This is a genomic window from Agrobacterium sp. CNPSo 2736, from assembly GCF_004005385.1.
In the GTDB taxonomy this organism is placed as follows: Bacteria; Pseudomonadota; Alphaproteobacteria; order Rhizobiales; family Rhizobiaceae; genus Agrobacterium; species Agrobacterium leguminum.
In genome coordinates this window covers 54,967-73,830 of sequence record NZ_RZTX01000006.1, presented here as the reverse complement: position 1 = coordinate 73,830, position 18,864 = coordinate 54,967, and the positions used below count along the sequence as shown (strand labels likewise).

Below are 18,864 nucleotides of genomic sequence, written 5' to 3'. Positions count from 1 at the left end.
GCCGGGTGCCATCCGGCAGCGACTATTTCGTGGTGTAACCGCCATTGACCAGAATGGTCTGGCCGGTCATCCACCAGCCATCCGTGACGAGGAAGCGGATATAGGGAACGATGTCCTCGATATCGGTGAGACCGGTTTTCGAGAAGCCGGAAAGAGCGGCGGCGCTCTTGTGATAGGCCTGCGCCTCTGGCGTTTCCTGACCGTAGAAGAATGGTGTGTCCATCGGTCCGGGACCGATTGCCGTCACGGATATGCCGCGTTCGCCAAATTCCTTGGCCGCCGCGCGGGTAAAATGTTCCACCGGGGCCTTGGTGCCGGCATAGCTGGCGTAAAACGGCGTGAAGGCGCCAAGGAGCGATGTCACGAGGGTGCAGATCTTGCCGTTATCGCTCACCTGGCGACCGGCCTGCTGGAGGAAAAAGAAGGCCGACTTGGCGTTGACGGCAGTCATTTCGTCATATTCGGCTTCCGACGTGTCGAGGATCGGCTTTTTCAGCACCTTGCCGACGGTATTGATGGCGATATCCGGGCGGCCGATGGCGGCGACGGTATCGGCAAACAGCTTTTCGACCGCACCTGCCGTGGTGAGATCGGCCTGAAGGGCGACAGCCTCAGCGCCAGCCGCCTTCACGTCGGCCACCGTTGCCTCGGCATCCGCCCTGGTTGCGGGGCTGTTATAATGGATGGCGATGGCGCGGGCGCCCTGGCCGGCAAAATCGCGGGCAATCAATCCACCGAGATTTTTCGCGCCGCCGGCGATGATGGCGGTTTTGCCCTTGAGGGAATGGTCTGTCATGGGTCGGCCTCCTTTTGCCGTGCTCGGCCACGCTGGTGGCCGCTTTCGTTGCAGCAGGATATCGTCTAGCTTTGCGCGATAAAGGCGCTTATTCTGACATAACTTGTCAGAAAAACCGCACAATAAGGTGTTTTCGGTTGGACCGTATCGACCTGTTCCGCATCTTCACACGCGTCGTTGACTGCGCGAGTTTCACGCGGGCCGCCGATACGCTTGGCATACCGCGTTCTTCGGTTTCGGCGGCGGTGCAGGAACTGGAAGGGCGTGTCGGTGCGCGGCTGCTGAACCGCACGACGCGCAAGGTCTCGCCAACCGAGGATGGTTCGGCCTTTTACGAGCGCTGCCAGCGGCTGATCGCCGATGTCGAAGATGCGGAAAATCTCTTCCGGCAGACGGCGGCGCAGCCTTCGGGCCGGTTGCGGATCGACGTGCCGGGCCGGATCGGGCGGCTGGTCATCGCACCGGCACTGCCGGAATTTCTCGACCTTTATCCGCAGATCGACATAGGCCTCGGCGTTACCGACCGCGCTGTCGATCTGGTGGAAGACAATATCGATTGTGTGCTGCGCGTCGGACCGCTCAGCGATTCCGGCCTGATCGCGCGGCCGATCGGCAAGCTGCCGTTGATCAATGTCGCAAGCCCCTCCTATCTCGCGCATCATGGAGCGCCGAAAACGCCCCACGATCTTTCCCGCCATTGGGCGGTCAATTACGCGTCGCCCTCCAGCGGGCGGGTGGAAAACTGGGAATGGTTCGAAGGCGAGACGCTGCATTCGCTTTCCATGCGCGGCCGCGTCACCGTCAACAATGCCGAGGCCTATATCGCCTGCTGTCTCGCCGGTCTCGGCTTGATCCAGATACCGGCTTACGACGTCAGTCCGCATCTGGAGAACGGCGAACTCATCGAGGTCATGCCGGCCCATCGGGCCGAGCCGATGCCGATGACGTTGCTTTATCCCCATCGACAGCATCTGTCGCGGCGGCTGCAGGTCTTTGCGGAGTGGCTGGAGGCTCTGCTGCGACAACGGCTTCTGTAGCGTCGCGGTTTGCAGGCCACCGCCATTGGTTGCGGATGTTTCGTCACCGGTCGACGCTGCTGCACTGTTACGGGCTATTCATCCGCCACGCCGGCACATCCGCGTCAGCCGCCATATTGGTCATCCGTCACCTGTTCCATCCAGTCCACCACCTTGCCGTCCTTGACCTCCTGAAGTGCAATATGGGTCATGGCGACATCGGGTGCGGCACCGTGCCAGTGCCTTTCGCCCGGTGCGAACCATATGACATCACCGGGACGGATTTCCTCCACCGGGCCGCCTTCGCGCTGCGCCCGCCCGAGGCCGGAAACCACAATCAGGGTCTGGCCGAGGGGATGGGTGTGCCAGGCGGTGCGGGCGCCGGGTTCGAAGGTGACCTGAGCGCCCTGAACCCGCTCGGCATCAAAGGGGTTGAAGAGGGGATCGATGCGGACCTGCCCCGTGAACCACGCCTCGGGGCCTTTCGCCGATGCCCGTGTTCCTGCGCGCAATATTTCCATTGGTCATTCTCCTGATGGCTGACTCGAGGCGATTTGAAGCGGGAATCCTCCCATTGTCCACAGTGAAATGAAAACCGATATGATCTGCCGGCCAAGGACGTTTTCCGAAGCTCCGTGCCGCGATGGTTCCGGCCCATGTCCCCGATTTTTTCATGTCTTTTCCGCAGGTCGGAACCGCTCATCCGCCACCGTTCCACACCCTCCGATAAAAATTATTCTCGGGATTGACTCATTTATGAAAACGGTTACATTCGTCAATGTAAACGGTTTCATTAGTCAAAAACCGTGCTTGGAGGAGCAAATTTCATGTTTAGACATTTGATGGCTGCTGCCGCGATGGTGCTGGCGGCAGGCACGTCGGCGCATGCCCAGGAGCAGAGCTTCAAGATCGGTCTTTCCAATTCTTTCGTCGGCAGCGAATGGCGCACGCAGATGATCGAAGAGGCTCAGGCTGCCGCGAAAGCTTGGGGCGAAAAAGGCGTCAAGGTCGAAGTCGTCGTTCAGAGCGGCAATGTCGATGTGCAGGGGCAGATCGGCCATATCCGCAATTTCATGAACCAGGGCGTTGATGCGATCCTCATCAATCCCGGCAGCCCGACGGCTTTCGATCCGATCTTCGCGCAGGCCAAGGCGCGCAACATTCTCGTTATCGCGACTGACGCTGAAGTGTCTTCGAAGGATGCGATGTATGTCGGCATCGACCAGAAGGCATGGGCGGCACAGTCCGCGCAATGGCTTGCGGATGCGCTGAAGGGCAAGGGAAGCGTCGTCGCCATCAACGGGATCGCCGGCAACCCCGCCAACGAAGCCCGCGTTGCCGGTTATCGCGAAGTGTTCAAGAAATACCCTGACATCAAGGTACTGAACGAAGCCAATGCGAGCTGGGATCAGGCGCAGGGCCAGCAGGCCATGCAGAACCTTCTCGCCACCTATCCCGATATCAGCGGTGTGTGGGTGCAGGACGGCATGGCGGACGGCGCATGGCGCGCCATCGAAGCCGCCGGCAAGACCAAGGACATTGCCGCGACCGGTGAAATCCGCAAGGACTTCATGACCCGCTGGGAAAAGGAAAAGTTCAATTCCGGCGCTTCGGTCAATCCTCCGGGTGTCATGGCCAGCGCGCTCAACGTCGCTGTCCTGAAGCTGCAGGGCAAGGAATTCAAGGACGGTATTTTCGGCGGCACCTATGGTAATGCCATCTACATTCCGATCCCCTTCGTCAGCAACGACAACCTTGCCGACAATATCAAGGCCGCTGATGGCAAGCCTGGTTACTGGTCAGTCACGGCAACCGTGACGCCGGAGCAGGCCGGCGAGTTCTTCAAGTAAGAGCCGTTTCGGGTCGGCGGCGAACGCCGGCCCGAACCACAATTTCGTGTGCGGAAAGGGCCTTGGCCATCCGCCTGTGACAAGCATTATTCGGGGACTTGCGATGGCGAACGCTTTGGAAGCGGCCGGCATAACGAAGAATTTTGGCGCCGTGCGCGCGCTTTCCGACGGCAGGCTGACGGTTGGTCGCGGTGAAATTCACGCGCTTCTGGGCGCCAATGGCTGCGGCAAGAGCACGCTCTGCAAGATCGTTGCGGGCGCGGTCGCGCCGACCAGCGGCGCGATCAGGTTCAACGGCGCGGACGTGCGCTTCAAAAGCCCGCGGGACGCCGAAAATGCCGGTATTGCGCTATTTTATCAGGAACTCAGCCTCGTTCCGCAGCTTTCTGTCGCCGATAATATCTTTCTCGGTCGCGAGCCGAAGCGTGGCATCTTTGTCGACGGCAAGGAGCTGAAGGCCGAAGCGGCGAGACTGATCGCGCTGTTCGACGGCGTGGCTGGCGAAGGGCTGGAGCCGGATGCAATCGTCGGCAATCTGCCGCCAGATCAGCGCCAGCTCGTCGAAATCCTCAAGGTCTTCGCCCAGAATGCCAGCCTGATGATCATGGACGAGGCGACGGCGGCGCTCGATGGCCGCCAGTCCCAGCGCTTTTTCGAGATACTCCGGGCCAAGAAGGCGGACGGTATATCCACCATCATGATTTCCCACCGTCTCGACGAGGTCTTTGCCGTCTGCGACCGCATCACCGTGATGCGCAACGGCGCTACGATTTCCGAACTCGATACGGCGGCAACCACCCGCGAAGCCGTCGTGCATGACATGGTCGGCGATGTTCGGGCCGCTCCTGCCCGTCAGAACGGGCGTTCGGCTGCTGCGCCGAGCTTGAAGCTGGCGGATGTGGCGGGTGAGGGTGTTCGCGGTGTCTCTCTCGAAGCCTATCCGGGCGAAATCGTCGGTCTGGCCGGCCTGCAGGGGCAGGGCCAGTCGGCCTTGCTGAAGGGCCTTTTCGGCGCCAACCCATTTGCTGCCGGCCAAATCCGGTTTGAGGGCCGTGAAATCACCATCGGCAAGCCCTCGCAGGCGGTTCATAGCGGCTTTGCCTATGTCTCTGGCGACCGTGGCCGTGACGCTTCCCTTCAGGGCCGGTCGATCTTCGAAAATCTCGTCGCGGCGCTGATGGTGCGCGAAAAGATGCGGCTGGTCCGTCCCGCGACTCTGAAGCCGCGCGTGCAGAAGGTCGCGGATGACATGAAGACGAAGTTCGCCGGCCTCGATATGCCGATCGGCACGCTTTCGGGCGGCAACCAGCAGAAGATTTTCATCTCCCGCTGGCTCGCCACAGCACCGAAACTGCTGCTGCTCGACGATCCGACCAAGGGCATCGATCTTGGCGCGAAAGCGGATCTCTTCGCCCTGATGCGGCAGCAGGCCGATGCTGGCGCGACCATCCTTCTTTATTCCTCGGAGGATGCGGAAATCCTCGAATATGCCGACCGCATTCTTGTGTTCAACGGTGGACGCATTTCTGCGGAACTGACCGGAGCCGATATGACATCCGTAAACATGACCCGCGCCGCCTATGGAGATGCCGCATGAGCGCCTCCGGTTTTCTGCGCAGGCAGCCATGGGTCATCACCCTCGTCGTACTGGCGCTTCTCATCGCCGTGAACACGTTTCTGCAGCCTTCCTTCGTTCAGCCTTCCGTGCTGCAATCGAACCTGACGACGTTTCTGCCGCTGATCCTGGTGGCCATCGGCCAGACCTATGTCATTCTGGCGGGCGATATCGATCTGTCGGTCGGCAGCATCGTGGCGCTCGCCAATGTCGTTACCGTCAGCGTCATCGCCGCACTCGGCGGCACGACAGGCGCCGTCTTCGCCGGCATGGCGGTGGGTGCGGCTGTCGGGCTGCTGTGTGGACTGGTCAATGGCCTCTTCATTTCCGGCCTGCGCTTCCAGCCTATCGTCACCACTTTCGCGACCGGTATCATCTTCGCCGGGCTGGCGATCTGGGTCTTGCCGCAGGCAGGTCTTCCTGTGCCGGAAGCCTATTGGCAGACCTATTCCGGCAGCTTCATCGGCCTGCCATTCGTGTTGTGGGTACTGCTGGCGGGCATCGCCTTCACCCTCATCGTGTCGCGCATTCCTTTCCACACGCATCTGCTTGCCGTCGGCGGCAATCGCACCGGCGCCTTCCAGACGGGCCTGCGCCTTTCCGGCATTCGCATCGGCGCATACATGATCTCCGGCTTGTTCTCGGCGCTGGCAGCGCTCTGCCTGACGGGTGAAACGGCGTCGGGCGACCCGCTGCTCGGCGCAAGTCTGGCGCTGTCTTCCATCTCGGCGGTGGTTCTGGGCGGCACCGCATTGTCCGGCGGTTTCGGCAGCTCGACCGGGTCTATCGCCGGCGCGCTGGTGCTGGGCATGATCGGCAATGTGATTTTCTTTGCGGGCCTGCCCTTCGAGTACCAGACACTGGTGCAGGGTTTGATCGTACTGACGGCGCTGGCCGGCGGTGTTCTGGTGACGAGGCGTTGATATGACGAATCCCGGCTTGCAAATCAAAACCCTCCTTACCGATCCCCTGACCATCGCCATTGGCGCATCGGCCTTCCTGCTGCTGGTCGGCGAATTGTTGTCGCCCGGCTTCGCACAGGGGTCGCAGATCGTGCGGCTGCTGACGATTGCCGCCATTCTCGGCATCGTCGCGGCGGGCCAGAACCTCGTCATCCTCGGCGGCCGTGAAGGCATCGACCTTTCCGTCGGCGCGATGATCTCGCTTGGTGCCGTCCTTGCCGGCAATATGATGAACGGCCAGAATGCCGGCATTCCGCTTGCCATTCTCGTTGCCGGCGGCATTCCCTTCCTGATCGGCCTCATCAACGGCCTCGGCATTACCTTCGTGCGCATTCCGCCGCTGGTCATGACGCTTGGCATGACGGCGGTTATTCAGGGCGGGCTGGTCGTTTATTCGCAGGGCGTTCCATCAGGTGCGGCAGCGCCGCTGCTGGCAGGCTTCATCAACCGTCCGCTCATCTTCGGTATTCCCGGCGTGTTGTTCGTCTGGCTTGGCATCGCCGCGATCATGCTCTTCGTGCTGCGCCGCACCGCCTTTGGTTTCGCCATATATGCTATCGGTTCCAACGAGCGGGCGGCGACGCTCACCGGATTGCCCGTCTCTTTGATCCGCACGCTGCTTTATGGCCTTTCCGGCCTGTTTGCCGGGCTAACCGGGGTGTGCGTCATCGGTTACACCGGCACGTCCTTCATCTCCGTCGGTGACCAATATGTGCTTCCGTCGATCATTGCGGTCGTCATCGGCGGCACCTCGCTTGCCGGCGGTGCGGGCGGATATGTCGGAACCATGGCCGGGGCAGTTGCGCTCACCATTCTGCAAAGCGTACTGATAACGCTCAACCTCGATGTATGGGCACGGCAGATCATATTCGGTGTCACGTTGCTAGCGCTGATGCTGCTTTATGGCCGCCAAAAGCAGTTGCGTGTGTGACAGATGAGCAAAGACCAAGGTTCGAATATCAGGGAAGTTGCAGCTCTCGCGGGCGTTTCCATCGCGACCGTATCACGGGCGCTGCAACAACCCGACAAGGTTCGCCCGGAAACCCGCAAGAAGGTTTTCGACGCCGTCCGGCAGGCTAATTTCGTTCCCAACGCCCAGGCCGCGAGCTTCAGGCGTCAGTCCAACAACACCGTCATCCTTCTCGTTCGCGATATCGGTAACCCGTTTTATCTCGAAATCTACAAGGGCGTTGAGGAAGCGGCGGGCGAAGCGGGCTTCAAGGTGCTGATGGGCGATGCCCGCAACGACGAGAACCGCGTGGCGACCCATATCGACATGGTGCGCCAGAAACATGCCGACGGCCTGATCCTGATGACCGGCCAGTTTCCCGCCGAGCTTCTCGATCAGGGCGACGCGCTGCCGCCGATCGTGATCGCGTCGGAAACGGTACCCGGCCTCGCGCTGCCGACCGTCAAGGTGGACAACCGCGCCGCCTCCAAAAACGCCATGCGCCACCTCATCGAGGCGGGACATCAAAGGATTGTGCATCTGGCCGGTCCGGTCCCGGAAAGTCTGGCGCAGGAGCGTTTCGATGGTTATCGCGCGGCACTTGCCGAAGCCGGCATCGCTTATGCCGACGAACTGGTGGTGACGGGCGATTACAGCATCGAGGCCGGACGTCAGGCAATAGGCAGCCTTCTCGAAGGCGGCATTGCCTTCACCGCAATCTTCGCCTCGAGCGACCAGATGGCGATTGGCGCGATCAGCGAGTTGCGCGCGCGTGGGGTTTCGGTTCCGGCCGATGTCTCCGTCATCGGCTTCGACGACATCATCTTCGCCAATGCGTTTGAGCCGCCGCTGACGACGGTGCGTCAGCCCCGGCAGGAAATGGGCCGCAGGGCCATGGCGCTGATGGTGGACCGGCTGAACGGCAAACGCACGGCCGAGACCATCGTGCTGGATACGGAACTGGTGGTGCGCGGCTCGGTCGCGCCCTGCCGCCCGCCGCATCGGTAGCGGCCAGACTGTGAATGCAAGGAGTGTAAGGACATGAAGACGATCAAAGGCCCGGCGATTTTCCTCGCGCAATTTGTCGGGGACAAAGCCCCCTTCGACACGCTCGACAATCTCGGCCAATGGGCGGCTTCCCTCGGTTACAAGGGCATTCAGGTGCCGACCGATCCCAGGCTCTTCGATCTCGAGAAAGCCGCTGCATCCAAGACCTATTGCGACGATATCAAGGGTCGTCTGGCGGAAATGGGTATCGAGATCACCGAGCTTTCGACCCATATTCAGGGTCAGCTTGTCGCCGTTCATCCCGTTTATGATGAAATGTTCGATGGTTTCGCGCCGGCCGAACTGCGCGGAAAACCGCAGGCGCGGCAGGAATGGGCCGTCAATCAGCTGAAGTATGCGGCGAAAGCCTCGCAGCACCTTGGCCTCAAGAGCCATGCGACTTTCTCCGGCGCGCTTGCCTGGCCGTTCGTTTACCCATGGCCGCAGCGGCCGGCTGGGCTTGTCGAAATGGCCTTTGCCGAACTGGGCAAGCGCTGGACACCCATTCTCGATGCCTTCGAGGAGAATGGCATCGATCTCTGCTATGAGCTGCATCCGGGTGAGGACCTGCATGACGGCATCACCTTCGAGCGTTTCCTCGAGGCTACCGGCAATCACCCGCGCGCCAACATCCTCTACGATCCCTCCCACTTCGTCCTGCAGGCGCTGGATTATCTCGATTTCATCGACATCTACCACGAGCGTATCCGTGCCTTTCACGTGAAGGATGCCGAGTTCAATCCGACCGGCCGTTCCGGCGTTTATGGCGGTTATCAGAGCTGGGTCGACCGGCCGGGGCGGTTCCGCTCGCTGGGCGACGGGCATGTCGATTTCGGCGCCGTCTTTTCCAAGCTTACCCAATATGATTTCGACGGCTGGGCGGTGCTGGAGTGGGAATGCGCGCTGAAACACCCGGAAGACGGAGCACGCGAAGGCGCCGGCTTCATTGAAAACCACATCATCCGCGTGACCGAACGGGCTTTCGACGATTTCGCCAAAAGCGGTGTCGATGATGCCGCCAATCGTCGCCTTCTCGGTCTCTGAAAGGAAACTTCATGTCCTCCACGATAGCAAAATTTGATAGCCGCCGTATTCGTCTCGGCATGGTCGGCGGTGGTCAGGGCGCCTTTATCGGTGCGGTGCATCGCATCGCGGCCCGGCTGGATGACCGTTACGAACTGGTAGCCGGCGCGCTTTCCTCCGATCCCGCACGTGCAGCCGCTTCGGCAACCCTGCTCGGCATTGCACCGGAGCGTTCCTATGCCTCGTTCGAGGACATGGCGGCGGCCGAGGCTGGACGCGAGGACGGTATCGAGGCGGTCGCCATCGTCACGCCGAACCATCTGCATTTCGCCCCGTCCAAGGCCTTTCTCAAAGCCGGCATCCACGTCATCTGCGACAAGCCGGTTACCGCGACGCTGGAGGAAGCAAAAGCGCTGGCCGAGATCGTCAGGGCGTCCGACAGCCTGTTCGTTCTGACGCATAATTACACCGGCTACCCGATGCTGCGGCAGATGCGGGAAATGGTGGCGAGTGGCGAAATCGGCAAGCTGCGCCATGTTCAGGCCGAATATGCGCAGGACTGGCTGACTGAAGCCGTTGAAAAGACCGGCGCAAAGGGTGCGGAATGGCGCACGGACCCCAGCCGTTCCGGCGCTGGCGGGGCAATCGGCGATATCGGCACGCACGCTTTCAACGCCGCCGCCTTTGTGACGGGTGAAATCCCAAGCAGCCTTTATGCCGATCTGACGTCGTTCGTTCCGGGCCGGCAGCTGGATGACAGCGCCAATATTCTGCTGCGTTATGAAAGCGGCGCCAAGGGGATGCTCTGGGCGAGCCAGGTCGCCGTCGGCAATGAAAACGCGCTGTCGCTGCGGGTCTATGGCGATAAAGGCGGCCTTGAATGGCACCACCGGGTGCCGGACGAGCTGTGGTTCACGCCTTATGGCGAGCCTAAGCGGCTTATCACCCGCAACGGCGCAGGCGCAGGTGCTGCCGCCAACCGTGTCAGCCGCGTGCCATCCGGGCACCCGGAGGGATATCTCGAGGGTTTTGCGACGATCTACCGCGAAGCCGCAGATGCAATCATCGCGAAGAGGGAGGGAAAGACAGCCGCCGGGGATGTGATTTACCCCGGCATAGAGGACGGCCTTGCGGGTCTCGCATTCATCGATGCGGCCGTCCGGTCCAGTCGGACCTCGTCCTGGGTAGGGATCGACATCTAGATCATCGCTTATCGAGGACGGACGACGCAGGGCACAGGAGGTGGTGCCCGGCATAACCTGGCCGGAAGGCCGGGAAAGGCGTGGGCACACGTATCGTCATATTGATCAAACGGAAAGGGAGTTACGCGTTTGAAAACGTTCAAGTCAAAATTCGCTGGCATGGCATTCGTCGTTGGACTGGCGGCCGGTTTCGCAAATCCGGTTTTTGCCGATGACAGCAAGGTACTGCCGATTGCCGCGCAGATGTACACGCTGCGCAATTCCGGAACGCTGGAGGAGCAGCTTGCCATTCTCAACCGCGCCGGCGTCTCCGCCGTGGAAACGGTGGATATGCAGAAGGTCAGCGCCGGCGAGCTGAACACATTGCTGGAAAAGCACAAGATCAAGGTCATTTCCTCGCATGTGCCGATCGACAAGCTGCGCGGCAATCTCGATGAGGTCATCACCGAACAGAAGGCTGTCGGCAACCCCGTCGTGACCGTGCCGTTCCTGAAGCCGGAAGACCGCCCGAAGGACGCCGCCGGCTGGACCGCCTTCGGCAAGGAGCTTGGCGGTTACGCGGACAAGCTTTCCGCAGCAGGCCTCTCCATGGCCTATCACAACCATGACTTCGAGATGGTCAAATTCGATAGCAAGACGGCGCTTGAGCTTTTGCTCGACGCGGCAGGCCCGAAGCTGCAGGCCGAAGTCGATGTCGCCTGGGTGGCGCGCAGCGGCAACGATCCGGCCGAATTCCTCGGCACCTTGAAAGGCAAGGTTTTTGCCATCCACGCCAAGGACAATGCACCGGCCGGTACGGCGGAAAACGAGCGCGGCTTCGCCACACTGGGCACCGGCGTTCTCGACTGGAAGACGATCCTGCCGGCGGCCAAACATGCCGGCGCAAAATGGTTCATCCTTGAGCACGATCTTCCGCTCGATGCCGAAGCGGTGGTGACCAAGGGCAACGCGTTCCTCAACGAACACCTGCCGACCATTCAGTAAACACTGCAAGTAAAAACCAGAACCGCTCCCCGGCGGCCGGTTTCGCCGGGGCGCATGAGGTTCGACAGACGCATGACCAGTTTCCGCCGCGCCGCGACGGGAAGCGCTTTGCCCTGTCGTTTTTTCCAAGCTCACATCGGAGGAGTTATCATGGCAAACAATCATTATGATGCGATTGTTGTCGGCTCGGGCATCAGTGGAGGCTGGGCCGCAAAGGAGCTCACGCAAAAGGGCCTTAAGGTTCTGATGCTGGAGCGCGGCCGCAACATCGAACACATCACCGACTATCAGAATGCGGACAAGGAAGCCTGGGACTATCCCCACCGCAACCGCGCCACGCAGGAGATGAAGGCGAAATACCCTGTTCTCAGCCGCGACTACCTGCTGGAAGAGGCGACGCTCGGCATGTGGGCCGATGAGCAGGAAACGCCCTATGTCGAAGAAAAGCGCTTCGACTGGTTCCGCGGTTATCACGTCGGCGGCCGCTCGCTGCTCTGGGGACGCCAGACCTATCGCTGGTCGCAGACGGATTTCGAAGCCAATGTGAAAGACGGTATCGCCGTTGACTGGCCCATCCGTTATGAGGATGTTTCTCCCTGGTATGATTATGTCGAGCGTTTTGCCGGCATCTCCGGCAGCCGTGAGGGGCTGGATATTCTTCCCGATGGCGAATTCCTGCCGCCGATTCCGCTCAATTTCGTCGAGCAGGATGTCGCAAGCCGGTTGAAGAAGGCGTTCAATGGCACGCGCCACCTCATCAATTCGCGTTGCGCCAACATCACCCAGGAGCTTCCCGATCAGGAACGCACGCGCTGTCAGTTCCGCAACAAGTGTCGGCTGGGCTGTCCCTTCGGCGGCTATTTCAGCACGCAGGCCTCGACCCTGCCTGCGGCGGTCGCCACCGGCAATCTTACGCTCAGGCCTTTTTCAATCGTCAAGGAAATCTTGTATGACAAGGACAAGAAGAAGGCTCGTGGCGTCGAGATCATCGATGCCGAGACGAACCTGACCTATGAATATACCGCCGATATCATTTTCCTCAACGCTTCGACGCTGAACTCGACCTGGGTGCTGATGAACTCGGCCACCGATGTCTGGGAAGGCGGGCTTGGAAGCAGCTCGGGCGAACTTGGCCACAACGTGATGGACCACCATTTCCGCATGGGCGCCACCGGCCAGGTGGAAGGTTTCGAGGACTTCTACTTCAAGGGTCGCCGCCCGGCGGGCTTCTACATTCCGCGCTTCCGCAATACCGGCGACGACAAGCGCAAATATCTGCGCGGTTTCGGGTATCAGGGCTCGGCCAGCCGTTCGCGCTGGGAGCGGGAAATCGCCGAACTCAATATCGGTGCCGATTACAAGGAGGCGCTGACAGAGCCCGGTGGCTGGACCATCGGCATGACCGCCTTCGGTGAAATGCTGCCCTATCATGAGAACCGCGTGAAACTGGATCAAGACAAGAAGGACAAGTGGGGCCTGCCGGTCCTGTCAATGAATGTCGAGATGAAGCAGAACGAGTTCGATATGCGCGAAGACATGGTCAATGACGCCGTCGAGATGTTCGAGGCGGTCGGCATCAAGAATGTCAAGCCGTCGCGGGGCAGTTACGCCCCCGGCATGGGAATTCACGAAATGGGAACAGCCCGCATGGGCCGCGACCCGAAAACCTCCGTCCTCAACGGCAACAACCAGGTCTGGGATGCGCCCAACGTCTTTGTCACCGATGGCGCGTGCATGACTTCGGCCTCCTGCGTCAACCCGTCCCTGACCTACATGGCGCTGACGGCGCGTGCCGCCGATTTTGCCGTTTCCGAACGCAAGAAGGGGAACCTGTGATGAACAGACGCGAACTGCTGAAACTGATAGCCATTGCCACCGGCCTTCCGCTGATCGGCGCGGATGTTCTGACGGCCGCCGAAAGCGCTACCAAACCAGCCGGTAGTGTTCATGTCTTCACCGCGGAAGAAATCCGGTTTATGGACGAGGTGGCGGAAACCATCATTCCCCGCACCTCCACGCCGGGTGCGAAGGATGCTGAAGTGGGAGCATTCATGGCCGTCTATGCGGCCGATTGTTACACTGACGAACAACGGACGCTCTTCCTTTCGGCAATTTCCGATATTGAGAAGCGCAGCCAGACCGACCACAAGAAGGGCTTTCTGGAGCTGACGGCAAAACAGCGGCAGGCGCTGCTTTCCGCGCTGGACAAGCAGGCCAAGGCGGAACAGTCGCCGGCAAAGCCGCACGCCTTCACGCTCGTCAAGCAACTGACGCTGCTTGGTTTCTTCACCTCGAAGATCGGCGCCACGGAAGTTCTCGTTTATGACGAAATTCCCGGCGGTTTCGAAGATCGTGTTCCCTATAAGAAGGGCACGCCCGCCTGGGGCACGACCTGAACAGAGCAACCTCCGGCCCGTCCGCTTTTGCGGGCGGGCTGTATTTATGCGGCAAGACAAGGATGACACGATGCGCAAGACAATAATCATCGCGGCGGCAATGCTGACTGCAAGCGCCATTCCCGCTCTCTCGGAAGGCGATGTCGCCAAGGGAGAGGCGGCCTTCAAACGCTGTTCCGCCTGCCACGCCATTGGCGAGGGCGCGAAAAACCGGGTAGGCCCGCAGCTTAACGGCATCATCGGCCGTGCAGCGGGCGGCGTGGCTGACTATAATTATTCGGCAGCGATGAAAAAAGCGGGCGAGGACGGTCTTGTCTGGACGCCCGAAGAATTGCGGGATTTCCTGAGCGCGCCGAAAAAGAAAATACCCGGAAACAAGATGGCGCTGGCCGGCATCAGCAAGCCGGAAGATCTGGACAATCTCATCGCCTATATCGAAAGCGCGGCTTCGAAGCCGGCCGATTGACAGCAGCGGGACTGTCCGGCGGGCGTCTGCGCGCTATACCTGGCTGGTTTCGCCCTCTGCCAACTGAGCAAGCCCCGGCAGATTGCAGACCAGAAGCTTCTGCCGCCCGCCCTGCACCAGCCCCTTGCTCTCCCAGCTGGAGAGGATGCGGGAGACGGTGTGCAGTGTCGTGCCGGTCATCTCGGCAATATCCTGCCGCGAGATCGGGAAATCGATACGGATGCCGTCTTCCTCCTTGCGGCCCGCCTGCTGCGAAAGGCGCAGTACGGCATGGGCCACGCGGCGCTCCACTTCCTGCGTCGACATCTCGCGGATGCGCGTATGGGCTTCCTCGAGACGCTGGCCGATCGTCTGCATGGCGGAGACGGCAAGATGCGGGTTCTGCTCGACGAATTGCGGCCAGAGGTCCGTCTGCCACGACAGGATGACGCTTTCGGCCGCCGTCGTGGCGGTGCCGGGATAATCGGACCGTTGTAGGGCTCTTGCGAAACCGAAGAGATCACCGGGATGCACCACGCGCACGATGATCTGCTGGCCGTCATGCGTCACCTGCGTCACCTTCAGGCGGCCGTGGATAAGCAGGAAGAAATGCGTTGCCGACTGGCCCTGCTCGAAAATGGCTTCGCCGGGCGGTACCAGCCGGGATGTGGCGTGGGTCAGCAGTCCGTCCAGCTCATCGTCGGCCATCTTGGCAAACAAGGCCAGCGACCGGATGACGCTTCGGTCAATCTTCACTTGCACCCTCTCCGGTGATCGGACGATCCTCAAGGTGATTGCATTGGCAACCGGGGATCGGCCTTTTCTGTATTGTCAGCATACAGCACTATCATCGGCGGCAGAAGATCAAATGATATGAATCAAGCGCTTGTTTTAATTGACGATTATCAAGAAAACGGGGTGGTGGCACGAAGCCTTTCGAGAAGTGGCGCGTACCAGCGTGTGTCTCTTACGAGCCTGAACCCGAGATTATCAGGCGGTACGCCAACGGCGCAGCCGCCGCTTTTCGGGTTTTTGACGAAGGCGCTCATCGCCGCCCGGTGTTTTCCCGAAGCGACCGGGATACCGCAGGAGGCGACGCTATCGATCGCCTCACCATCCTTGCCGAGCGTCACGCGGTGGCTGCAGCTGGATGTCCATTCCCAGACATTGCCGCCGAAATCGGCAAGGCCATATTCGTTTTCGCCGAAGCTGCCATAGGATTGCGGAACGGGGTTGCCCGAGGCCTTGCGGCTGGTCTGCCGCTCGTAATCCGCCAGCCAGCGCAAAGCCGGGTTTTCACTATCGGCAGCGACACCCAGCGTCTCATCCGGAAAAAGCGAGCCGGCGGCGAAAGCCAGTTCAGCGTCGCTCGGCAGGCGCCAAACCTCGCCTGTCCGCTCGCTCAGCCACTTTGCATAGGCGTGGGCGTCATCCTGGCTGATACCGGTTGCCGGTATCTCGCCGCCGACCGGAGCGGCAAAGCCGGGTTCCGGCTGCTGGCAGCCGCCTTCCGCCACGCAGCGCGCATAATCCGCGCTCGACACCTGATATTTCATGATCGTCAGATTTTGTCGCATCGCCACGTCGACCATTGGGCCATCGACGGCATAACCATTGCGGAAATATTCGCCCTCCGCCCGGTAGGTGAAATGTCCGGCGGGCACTGTAACGACCTGTGGAGCCATCATGGCCGCGCGGTCATCAGCGCCGCTGCAGATGATCCCGGACTGGAAACCGATGGCCGTTGCCAGCAGTGTTGCAATCGAGAGCGGGAGAAGAAGCGAGACGGCATTTGGGAAGTGACTGTTGCCGGGAATGCCCATGGGAACCTGCCTGCGTCAAGAAGACGCCAAAGTTCGGGCCTGCTTTCAGGCCGCATAGCAGAAGGGGGAGCGCGCCACGACCGCTGGCGGCGGCGCGCTCCCGTTTGCGTCAGATGCTCGAGGGGGCGAGCACCGCCTGCATCAGGCTGTTGTTCCACTCACCAGTCACCTTGAAATGGGCGGCTGCACCCAGCTCGAAGGCCTCAATGAGGTTGTGGTTGACATAAGCGTAGATGCCGGGCTGCTCGAAGGTGTAGAAGGCCGCACCCGCCGTGCCGCCGGGAATGAACCAGGTTTCCTGGTCGAGATCCGGTGGGTTGCGGAACTTGCCCGTCGCCCAGACATAATCGCCATGGCCGCCGATGAGGTGCGGACGGGTATCACGGTTTGCCTGCGAATGGACGATCAGCACCTTCTCGCCAACGGCGGCCTGGAGGGCATGTTCCCCGGTCAGGGCGCCGACTGCGCCGTTGAAGACGATGTGGCTCGGCGTCAGCTTGCGCATCACCTCCAGCGTGTCGGCCATGGCGTCGCCGGCGCTTTCATATTTCTTGAAATTGCCGTTCTCGTCGCGCGGGATGTAAAAGTCCTGCTCGCCGACATAATAGATCTTGTCATAAACAAGCTCCTTGCCGTGGCCGTCCGTCAGGCCCTCACGCGGCAGTACCATGATCGCGCCGTTCATGCCCGAGGTGACGTGCCACGGCACCATGCCGGGAGGTGCGCAATGATAGACGAAGACGCCGGCCTTGGTGGCCTTGAAGCGCAGGATCGCCTTTTCACCGGGGTTGACGATGGTGAGCCCGCCGCCGCCGAGCGCGCCGGTGGCCGAGTGGAAATCGATATTGTGCTGCAGCTCATTGGTGTCGGGGTTGATGAGGGTCAGTTCGACATAGTCGTCCTGGTGCACCACCATCAGAGGCCCGGGAACCGAACCGTTGAAGGTCATGGCGTGGACCTCGGTGCCCTTGTCGTCGAGGATCATCTTCTGCTCTTTGATCGTGAGCGTGAACTCGACGATCTTCGGTCCGCCTTCGGCTTTCTGCGTGTGGGCATGCACGAAGGGCGGTTTGACGAGATCAACTTTTGCGCGAGGCAGCGCTGCAATTCCAGCGCTCGTCAATGGCTTGGCTGCGGCCTTCTTTTCCTCTGCCGCGCTCGCTGCCGATGGCATGATGACGGGAGCTATAGCCCCTGCAAATGCTGCGCCTGCGAGAATATTACGCCGTGTGATGTGGAAGGTTTCCGTCATCATTCTTCTCCTATCCCTCTTGGGGCAGAGCATGTTTCGCTCTGTCACAGCATTTGTAGCGGAGGGGCGGAAATACAATTTGAGATGGAGCAAACTTCGCTTTCGGCACCCTGCGACATTTTGGCAGGCGGCTGAAGGCCGGTGTGGAAGCGTCGCACCGCCTCTTTGCCTGTTCGCAAAGAAGTCGGACGGGCTTGCGTCTAGACATATGTCAAGACCAAGCAAGGAGCATTATAATGAGTGGCAGCGAAACCGTTCTCACAGAAGGGCGCAGCCGGCCAAAGGGCGGCATTCCAAGAGGGCTGGCGCGCACCGGCCCGGTTATCTTTTCGTACGGCTTCCGGCCGTTTTTCCTCGGCGGCGCCCTCTGGGCCATCGTGGCGATGGTGTTGTGGATCGCAGCCCTTTCCGGCTTCATCGACCTCGGCGGGGATTACGGCGCACCGAACTGGCATGCCCATGAGATGCTGTTCGGTTTTGCCTCGGCGGTGCTGGCCGGCTTTCTTCTAACGGCCGTGCCGAACTGGACGGGGCGGCTGCCGGTGTCGGGTAAACCCTTGGTGTGGCTGTTTGCGCTCTGGTGCGCCGGCCGGCTTTTCCTGCTTGTGCCGGACCAGGTGGGCGTGGTCACTGCCGCAGCCGTGGACGGGCTTTTCCTGCCGGCACTTCTCACGATCTGCGCGCGCGAGGTCATTGCCGGGCGAAAATGGAAAGACCTGAAGGTGCTGGGCGGACTGCTGGCGCTTTCCGTCGCCAACATCATATTCCACGTTGCGGCGATTGGGGGCGATCATAGCCAGATCGCGACCCGCCTTGCGGTCTCGGCCTATACCGTGCTTGTCATCATCGTCGGCGGCCGCATCGTGCCGAGTTTTACCCGCAACTGGCTGAACCGTTTCGGCCGCACGGATTTCCCCGTGCCCTATAACGGTTTCGATACCGCCGCCATCCTCACCGGCATCGCGGCGCTGGCCGTCTGGACGATAGAGCCCGAAAGCATCGTGGCAGTGCCAACGGCGCTTCTGGCGGCTTTCATGCACGCCGTGCGTCTGATCCGCTGGCGCGGCTGGACGACATGGCCGGAGCAGGTGCTGGTGGTGCTGCATGTGGCCTATGCCTTCATTCCCGTCGGTTTCATTACCATAGCGCTGGCGGCTCTTGACGTCATGGACACGCGCTCCGTCCTGCATGTCTTCACCGTCGGCGTTATCGGCTGCATGATGCTTGCTGTCATGACGAGAGCGAGCCTTGGCCACACCGGACGCAAGCTTGCGGCCAGCAGGGTTACCATTGTCGCCTATGTGGCGCTGATCGCCTGCGCGCTGCTGAGACCGGCAGCCGAGTTCTTCCCCGGTGCGATGATGCATCTCTACGCTTGCTCGGCGCTCTTCTGGATCGTGGGTTTTGGTCTGTTCTGCTTCGAATACGGACCTATCCTGATGCGCGAGCGCAAACCGCTGAAAGCGTAGAGAGCTTGCATGCGATACTGCCAAAAACGAACCGC

The 18,864-nt window shown here is 60.8% G+C and carries 18 protein-coding genes; 13 read left to right on the top strand and 5 right to left on the bottom strand.

Features of this window, described 5'->3' with window-relative positions; genetic code table 11:
- Positions 1-22: 22 nt before the first annotated feature.
- Positions 23-796, bottom strand: a complete 774-nt coding sequence (locus EM858_RS12340; RefSeq protein ID WP_080820447.1) for an SDR family oxidoreductase — start codon at positions 794-796, stop codon at positions 23-25.
- A gap of 137 nt (positions 797-933) precedes the next feature.
- Here EM858_RS12340 and EM858_RS12335 point away from each other — a divergent pair, with 137 nt between their 5' ends.
- Positions 934-1,833 (top strand): LysR family transcriptional regulator, encoded by a 900-nt coding sequence (locus EM858_RS12335; RefSeq protein WP_080820449.1) that lies wholly within the window; start codon positions 934-936, stop codon positions 1,831-1,833.
- A gap of 104 nt (positions 1,834-1,937) precedes the next feature.
- Here the strand turns inward: EM858_RS12335 and EM858_RS12330 are convergent, their stop codons facing one another.
- A complete protein-coding gene (locus EM858_RS12330) occupies positions 1,938-2,333 on the bottom strand; it encodes a cupin domain-containing protein (RefSeq protein ID WP_080820451.1) in 396 nt (131 codons plus the stop codon).
- Between the two features lie 306 nt (positions 2,334-2,639).
- Here EM858_RS12330 and EM858_RS12325 point away from each other — a divergent pair, with 306 nt between their 5' ends.
- The 11 genes from EM858_RS12325 to EM858_RS12275 all read left to right on the top strand — a co-directional run bounded on the left by EM858_RS12325 (position 2,640) and on the right by EM858_RS12275 (position 14,306).
- The gene (locus tag EM858_RS12325; RefSeq protein ID WP_080820452.1) at positions 2,640-3,662 is read left to right on the top strand and encodes a substrate-binding domain-containing protein; all 1,023 of its coding nucleotides are present in this window, start codon (positions 2,640-2,642) and stop codon (positions 3,660-3,662) included.
- 103 nt (positions 3,663-3,765) lie between these two features.
- Positions 3,766-5,259, top strand: a complete 1,494-nt coding sequence (locus EM858_RS12320; protein ID WP_080820455.1) for a sugar ABC transporter ATP-binding protein — start codon at positions 3,766-3,768, stop codon at positions 5,257-5,259.
- Positions 5,256-6,200, top strand: a complete 945-nt coding sequence (locus EM858_RS12315; protein WP_127756853.1) for an ABC transporter permease — start codon at positions 5,256-5,258, stop codon at positions 6,198-6,200. Before EM858_RS12320 ends, EM858_RS12315 begins: the two co-directional genes overlap by 4 nt.
- A 1-nt stretch (position 6,201) precedes the next feature.
- Complete coding sequence (locus EM858_RS12310; RefSeq protein ID WP_080820458.1) at positions 6,202-7,170, top strand: ABC transporter permease; 969 nt, start codon at positions 6,202-6,204, stop codon at positions 7,168-7,170.
- 3 nt (positions 7,171-7,173) lie between these two features.
- The gene (locus EM858_RS12305; protein WP_020811084.1) at positions 7,174-8,196 is read left to right on the top strand and encodes a LacI family DNA-binding transcriptional regulator; all 1,023 of its coding nucleotides are present in this window, start codon (positions 7,174-7,176) and stop codon (positions 8,194-8,196) included.
- Between the two features lie 33 nt (positions 8,197-8,229).
- Complete coding sequence (locus EM858_RS12300) at positions 8,230-9,279, top strand: sugar phosphate isomerase/epimerase (RefSeq protein WP_080820460.1); 1,050 nt, start codon at positions 8,230-8,232, stop codon at positions 9,277-9,279.
- A gap of 11 nt (positions 9,280-9,290) precedes the next feature.
- Complete coding sequence (locus EM858_RS12295) at positions 9,291-10,460, top strand: Gfo/Idh/MocA family oxidoreductase (RefSeq protein ID WP_080820462.1); 1,170 nt, start codon at positions 9,291-9,293, stop codon at positions 10,458-10,460.
- Between the two features lie 129 nt (positions 10,461-10,589).
- Complete coding sequence (locus EM858_RS12290; protein WP_162936920.1) at positions 10,590-11,444, top strand: sugar phosphate isomerase/epimerase; 855 nt, start codon at positions 10,590-10,592, stop codon at positions 11,442-11,444.
- A gap of 150 nt (positions 11,445-11,594) precedes the next feature.
- Complete coding sequence (locus EM858_RS12285; protein WP_127756852.1) at positions 11,595-13,280, top strand: GMC family oxidoreductase; 1,686 nt, start codon at positions 11,595-11,597, stop codon at positions 13,278-13,280.
- A complete protein-coding gene (locus EM858_RS12280) occupies positions 13,280-13,840 on the top strand; it encodes a gluconate 2-dehydrogenase subunit 3 family protein (protein ID WP_080820467.1) in 561 nt (186 codons plus the stop codon). The genes EM858_RS12285 and EM858_RS12280 overlap by 1 nt, the downstream gene beginning before the upstream one ends.
- Before the next feature lie 70 nt (positions 13,841-13,910).
- Positions 13,911-14,306 carry a cytochrome c family protein gene (locus EM858_RS12275; RefSeq protein WP_080821061.1) on the top strand — a complete coding sequence of 132 codons (396 nt, stop codon included), beginning with the start codon at positions 13,911-13,913 and terminating at the stop codon, positions 14,304-14,306.
- A gap of 33 nt (positions 14,307-14,339) precedes the next feature.
- Here EM858_RS12275 and EM858_RS12270 read toward each other — a convergent pair whose 3' ends face one another.
- The 3 genes from EM858_RS12270 to nirK form a co-directional block, all read right to left on the bottom strand.
- Complete coding sequence (locus EM858_RS12270; RefSeq protein ID WP_080820468.1) at positions 14,340-15,041, bottom strand: Crp/Fnr family transcriptional regulator; 702 nt, start codon at positions 15,039-15,041, stop codon at positions 14,340-14,342.
- A 149-nt stretch (positions 15,042-15,190) separates the two neighbouring features.
- Positions 15,191-16,108 carry a formylglycine-generating enzyme family protein gene (locus EM858_RS12265; RefSeq protein ID WP_127756851.1) on the bottom strand — a complete coding sequence of 306 codons (918 nt, stop codon included), beginning with the start codon at positions 16,106-16,108 and terminating at the stop codon, positions 15,191-15,193.
- Between the two features lie 109 nt (positions 16,109-16,217).
- Positions 16,218-17,360 (bottom strand): copper-containing nitrite reductase, encoded by a 1,143-nt coding sequence (gene nirK / locus EM858_RS12260; protein ID WP_127756850.1) that lies wholly within the window; start codon positions 17,358-17,360, stop codon positions 16,218-16,220.
- Positions 17,361-17,596: 236 nt separating this feature from the next.
- Between nirK and EM858_RS12255 the strand changes: the two genes are divergently transcribed.
- On the top strand, positions 17,597-18,829 hold the full coding sequence (locus EM858_RS12255; RefSeq protein ID WP_127756849.1) for an NnrS family protein: 1,233 nt from the start codon (positions 17,597-17,599) through the stop codon (positions 18,827-18,829).
- The last annotated feature ends 35 nt before the right edge of the window (positions 18,830-18,864 follow it).

Bases quoted from the DNA above. Each gene is read 5' to 3' on its own strand.
- EM858_RS12315 (WP_127756853.1), top strand. From the start codon at position 5,256: ATGAGCGCCTCCGGTTTTCTGCGCAGGCAGCCATGGGTCATCACCCTC.
- EM858_RS12300 (WP_080820460.1), top strand. From the start codon at position 8,230: ATGAAGACGATCAAAGGCCCGGCGATTTTCCTCGCGCAATTTGTCGGG.
- EM858_RS12340 (WP_080820447.1), bottom strand. From the start codon at position 796: ATGACAGACCATTCCCTCAAGGGCAAAACCGCCATCATCGCCGGCGGC.
- EM858_RS12305 (WP_020811084.1), top strand. From the start codon at position 7,174: ATGAGCAAAGACCAAGGTTCGAATATCAGGGAAGTTGCAGCTCTCGCG.
- nirK (WP_127756850.1), bottom strand. From the start codon at position 17,360: ATGACGGAAACCTTCCACATCACACGGCGTAATATTCTCGCAGGCGCA.
- EM858_RS12295 (WP_080820462.1), top strand. From the start codon at position 9,291: ATGTCCTCCACGATAGCAAAATTTGATAGCCGCCGTATTCGTCTCGGC.
- EM858_RS12320 (WP_080820455.1), top strand. From the start codon at position 3,766: ATGGCGAACGCTTTGGAAGCGGCCGGCATAACGAAGAATTTTGGCGCC.
- EM858_RS12310 (WP_080820458.1), top strand. From the start codon at position 6,202: ATGACGAATCCCGGCTTGCAAATCAAAACCCTCCTTACCGATCCCCTG.
- EM858_RS12280 (WP_080820467.1), top strand. From the start codon at position 13,280: ATGAACAGACGCGAACTGCTGAAACTGATAGCCATTGCCACCGGCCTT.
- EM858_RS12285 (WP_127756852.1), top strand. From the start codon at position 11,595: ATGGCAAACAATCATTATGATGCGATTGTTGTCGGCTCGGGCATCAGT.
- EM858_RS12275 (WP_080821061.1), top strand. From the start codon at position 13,911: ATGCGCAAGACAATAATCATCGCGGCGGCAATGCTGACTGCAAGCGCC.
- EM858_RS12330 (WP_080820451.1), bottom strand. From the start codon at position 2,333: ATGGAAATATTGCGCGCAGGAACACGGGCATCGGCGAAAGGCCCCGAG.
- EM858_RS12325 (WP_080820452.1), top strand. From the start codon at position 2,640: ATGTTTAGACATTTGATGGCTGCTGCCGCGATGGTGCTGGCGGCAGGC.
- EM858_RS12255 (WP_127756849.1), top strand. From the start codon at position 17,597: ATGAGTGGCAGCGAAACCGTTCTCACAGAAGGGCGCAGCCGGCCAAAG.
- EM858_RS12265 (WP_127756851.1), bottom strand. From the start codon at position 16,108: ATGGGCATTCCCGGCAACAGTCACTTCCCAAATGCCGTCTCGCTTCTT.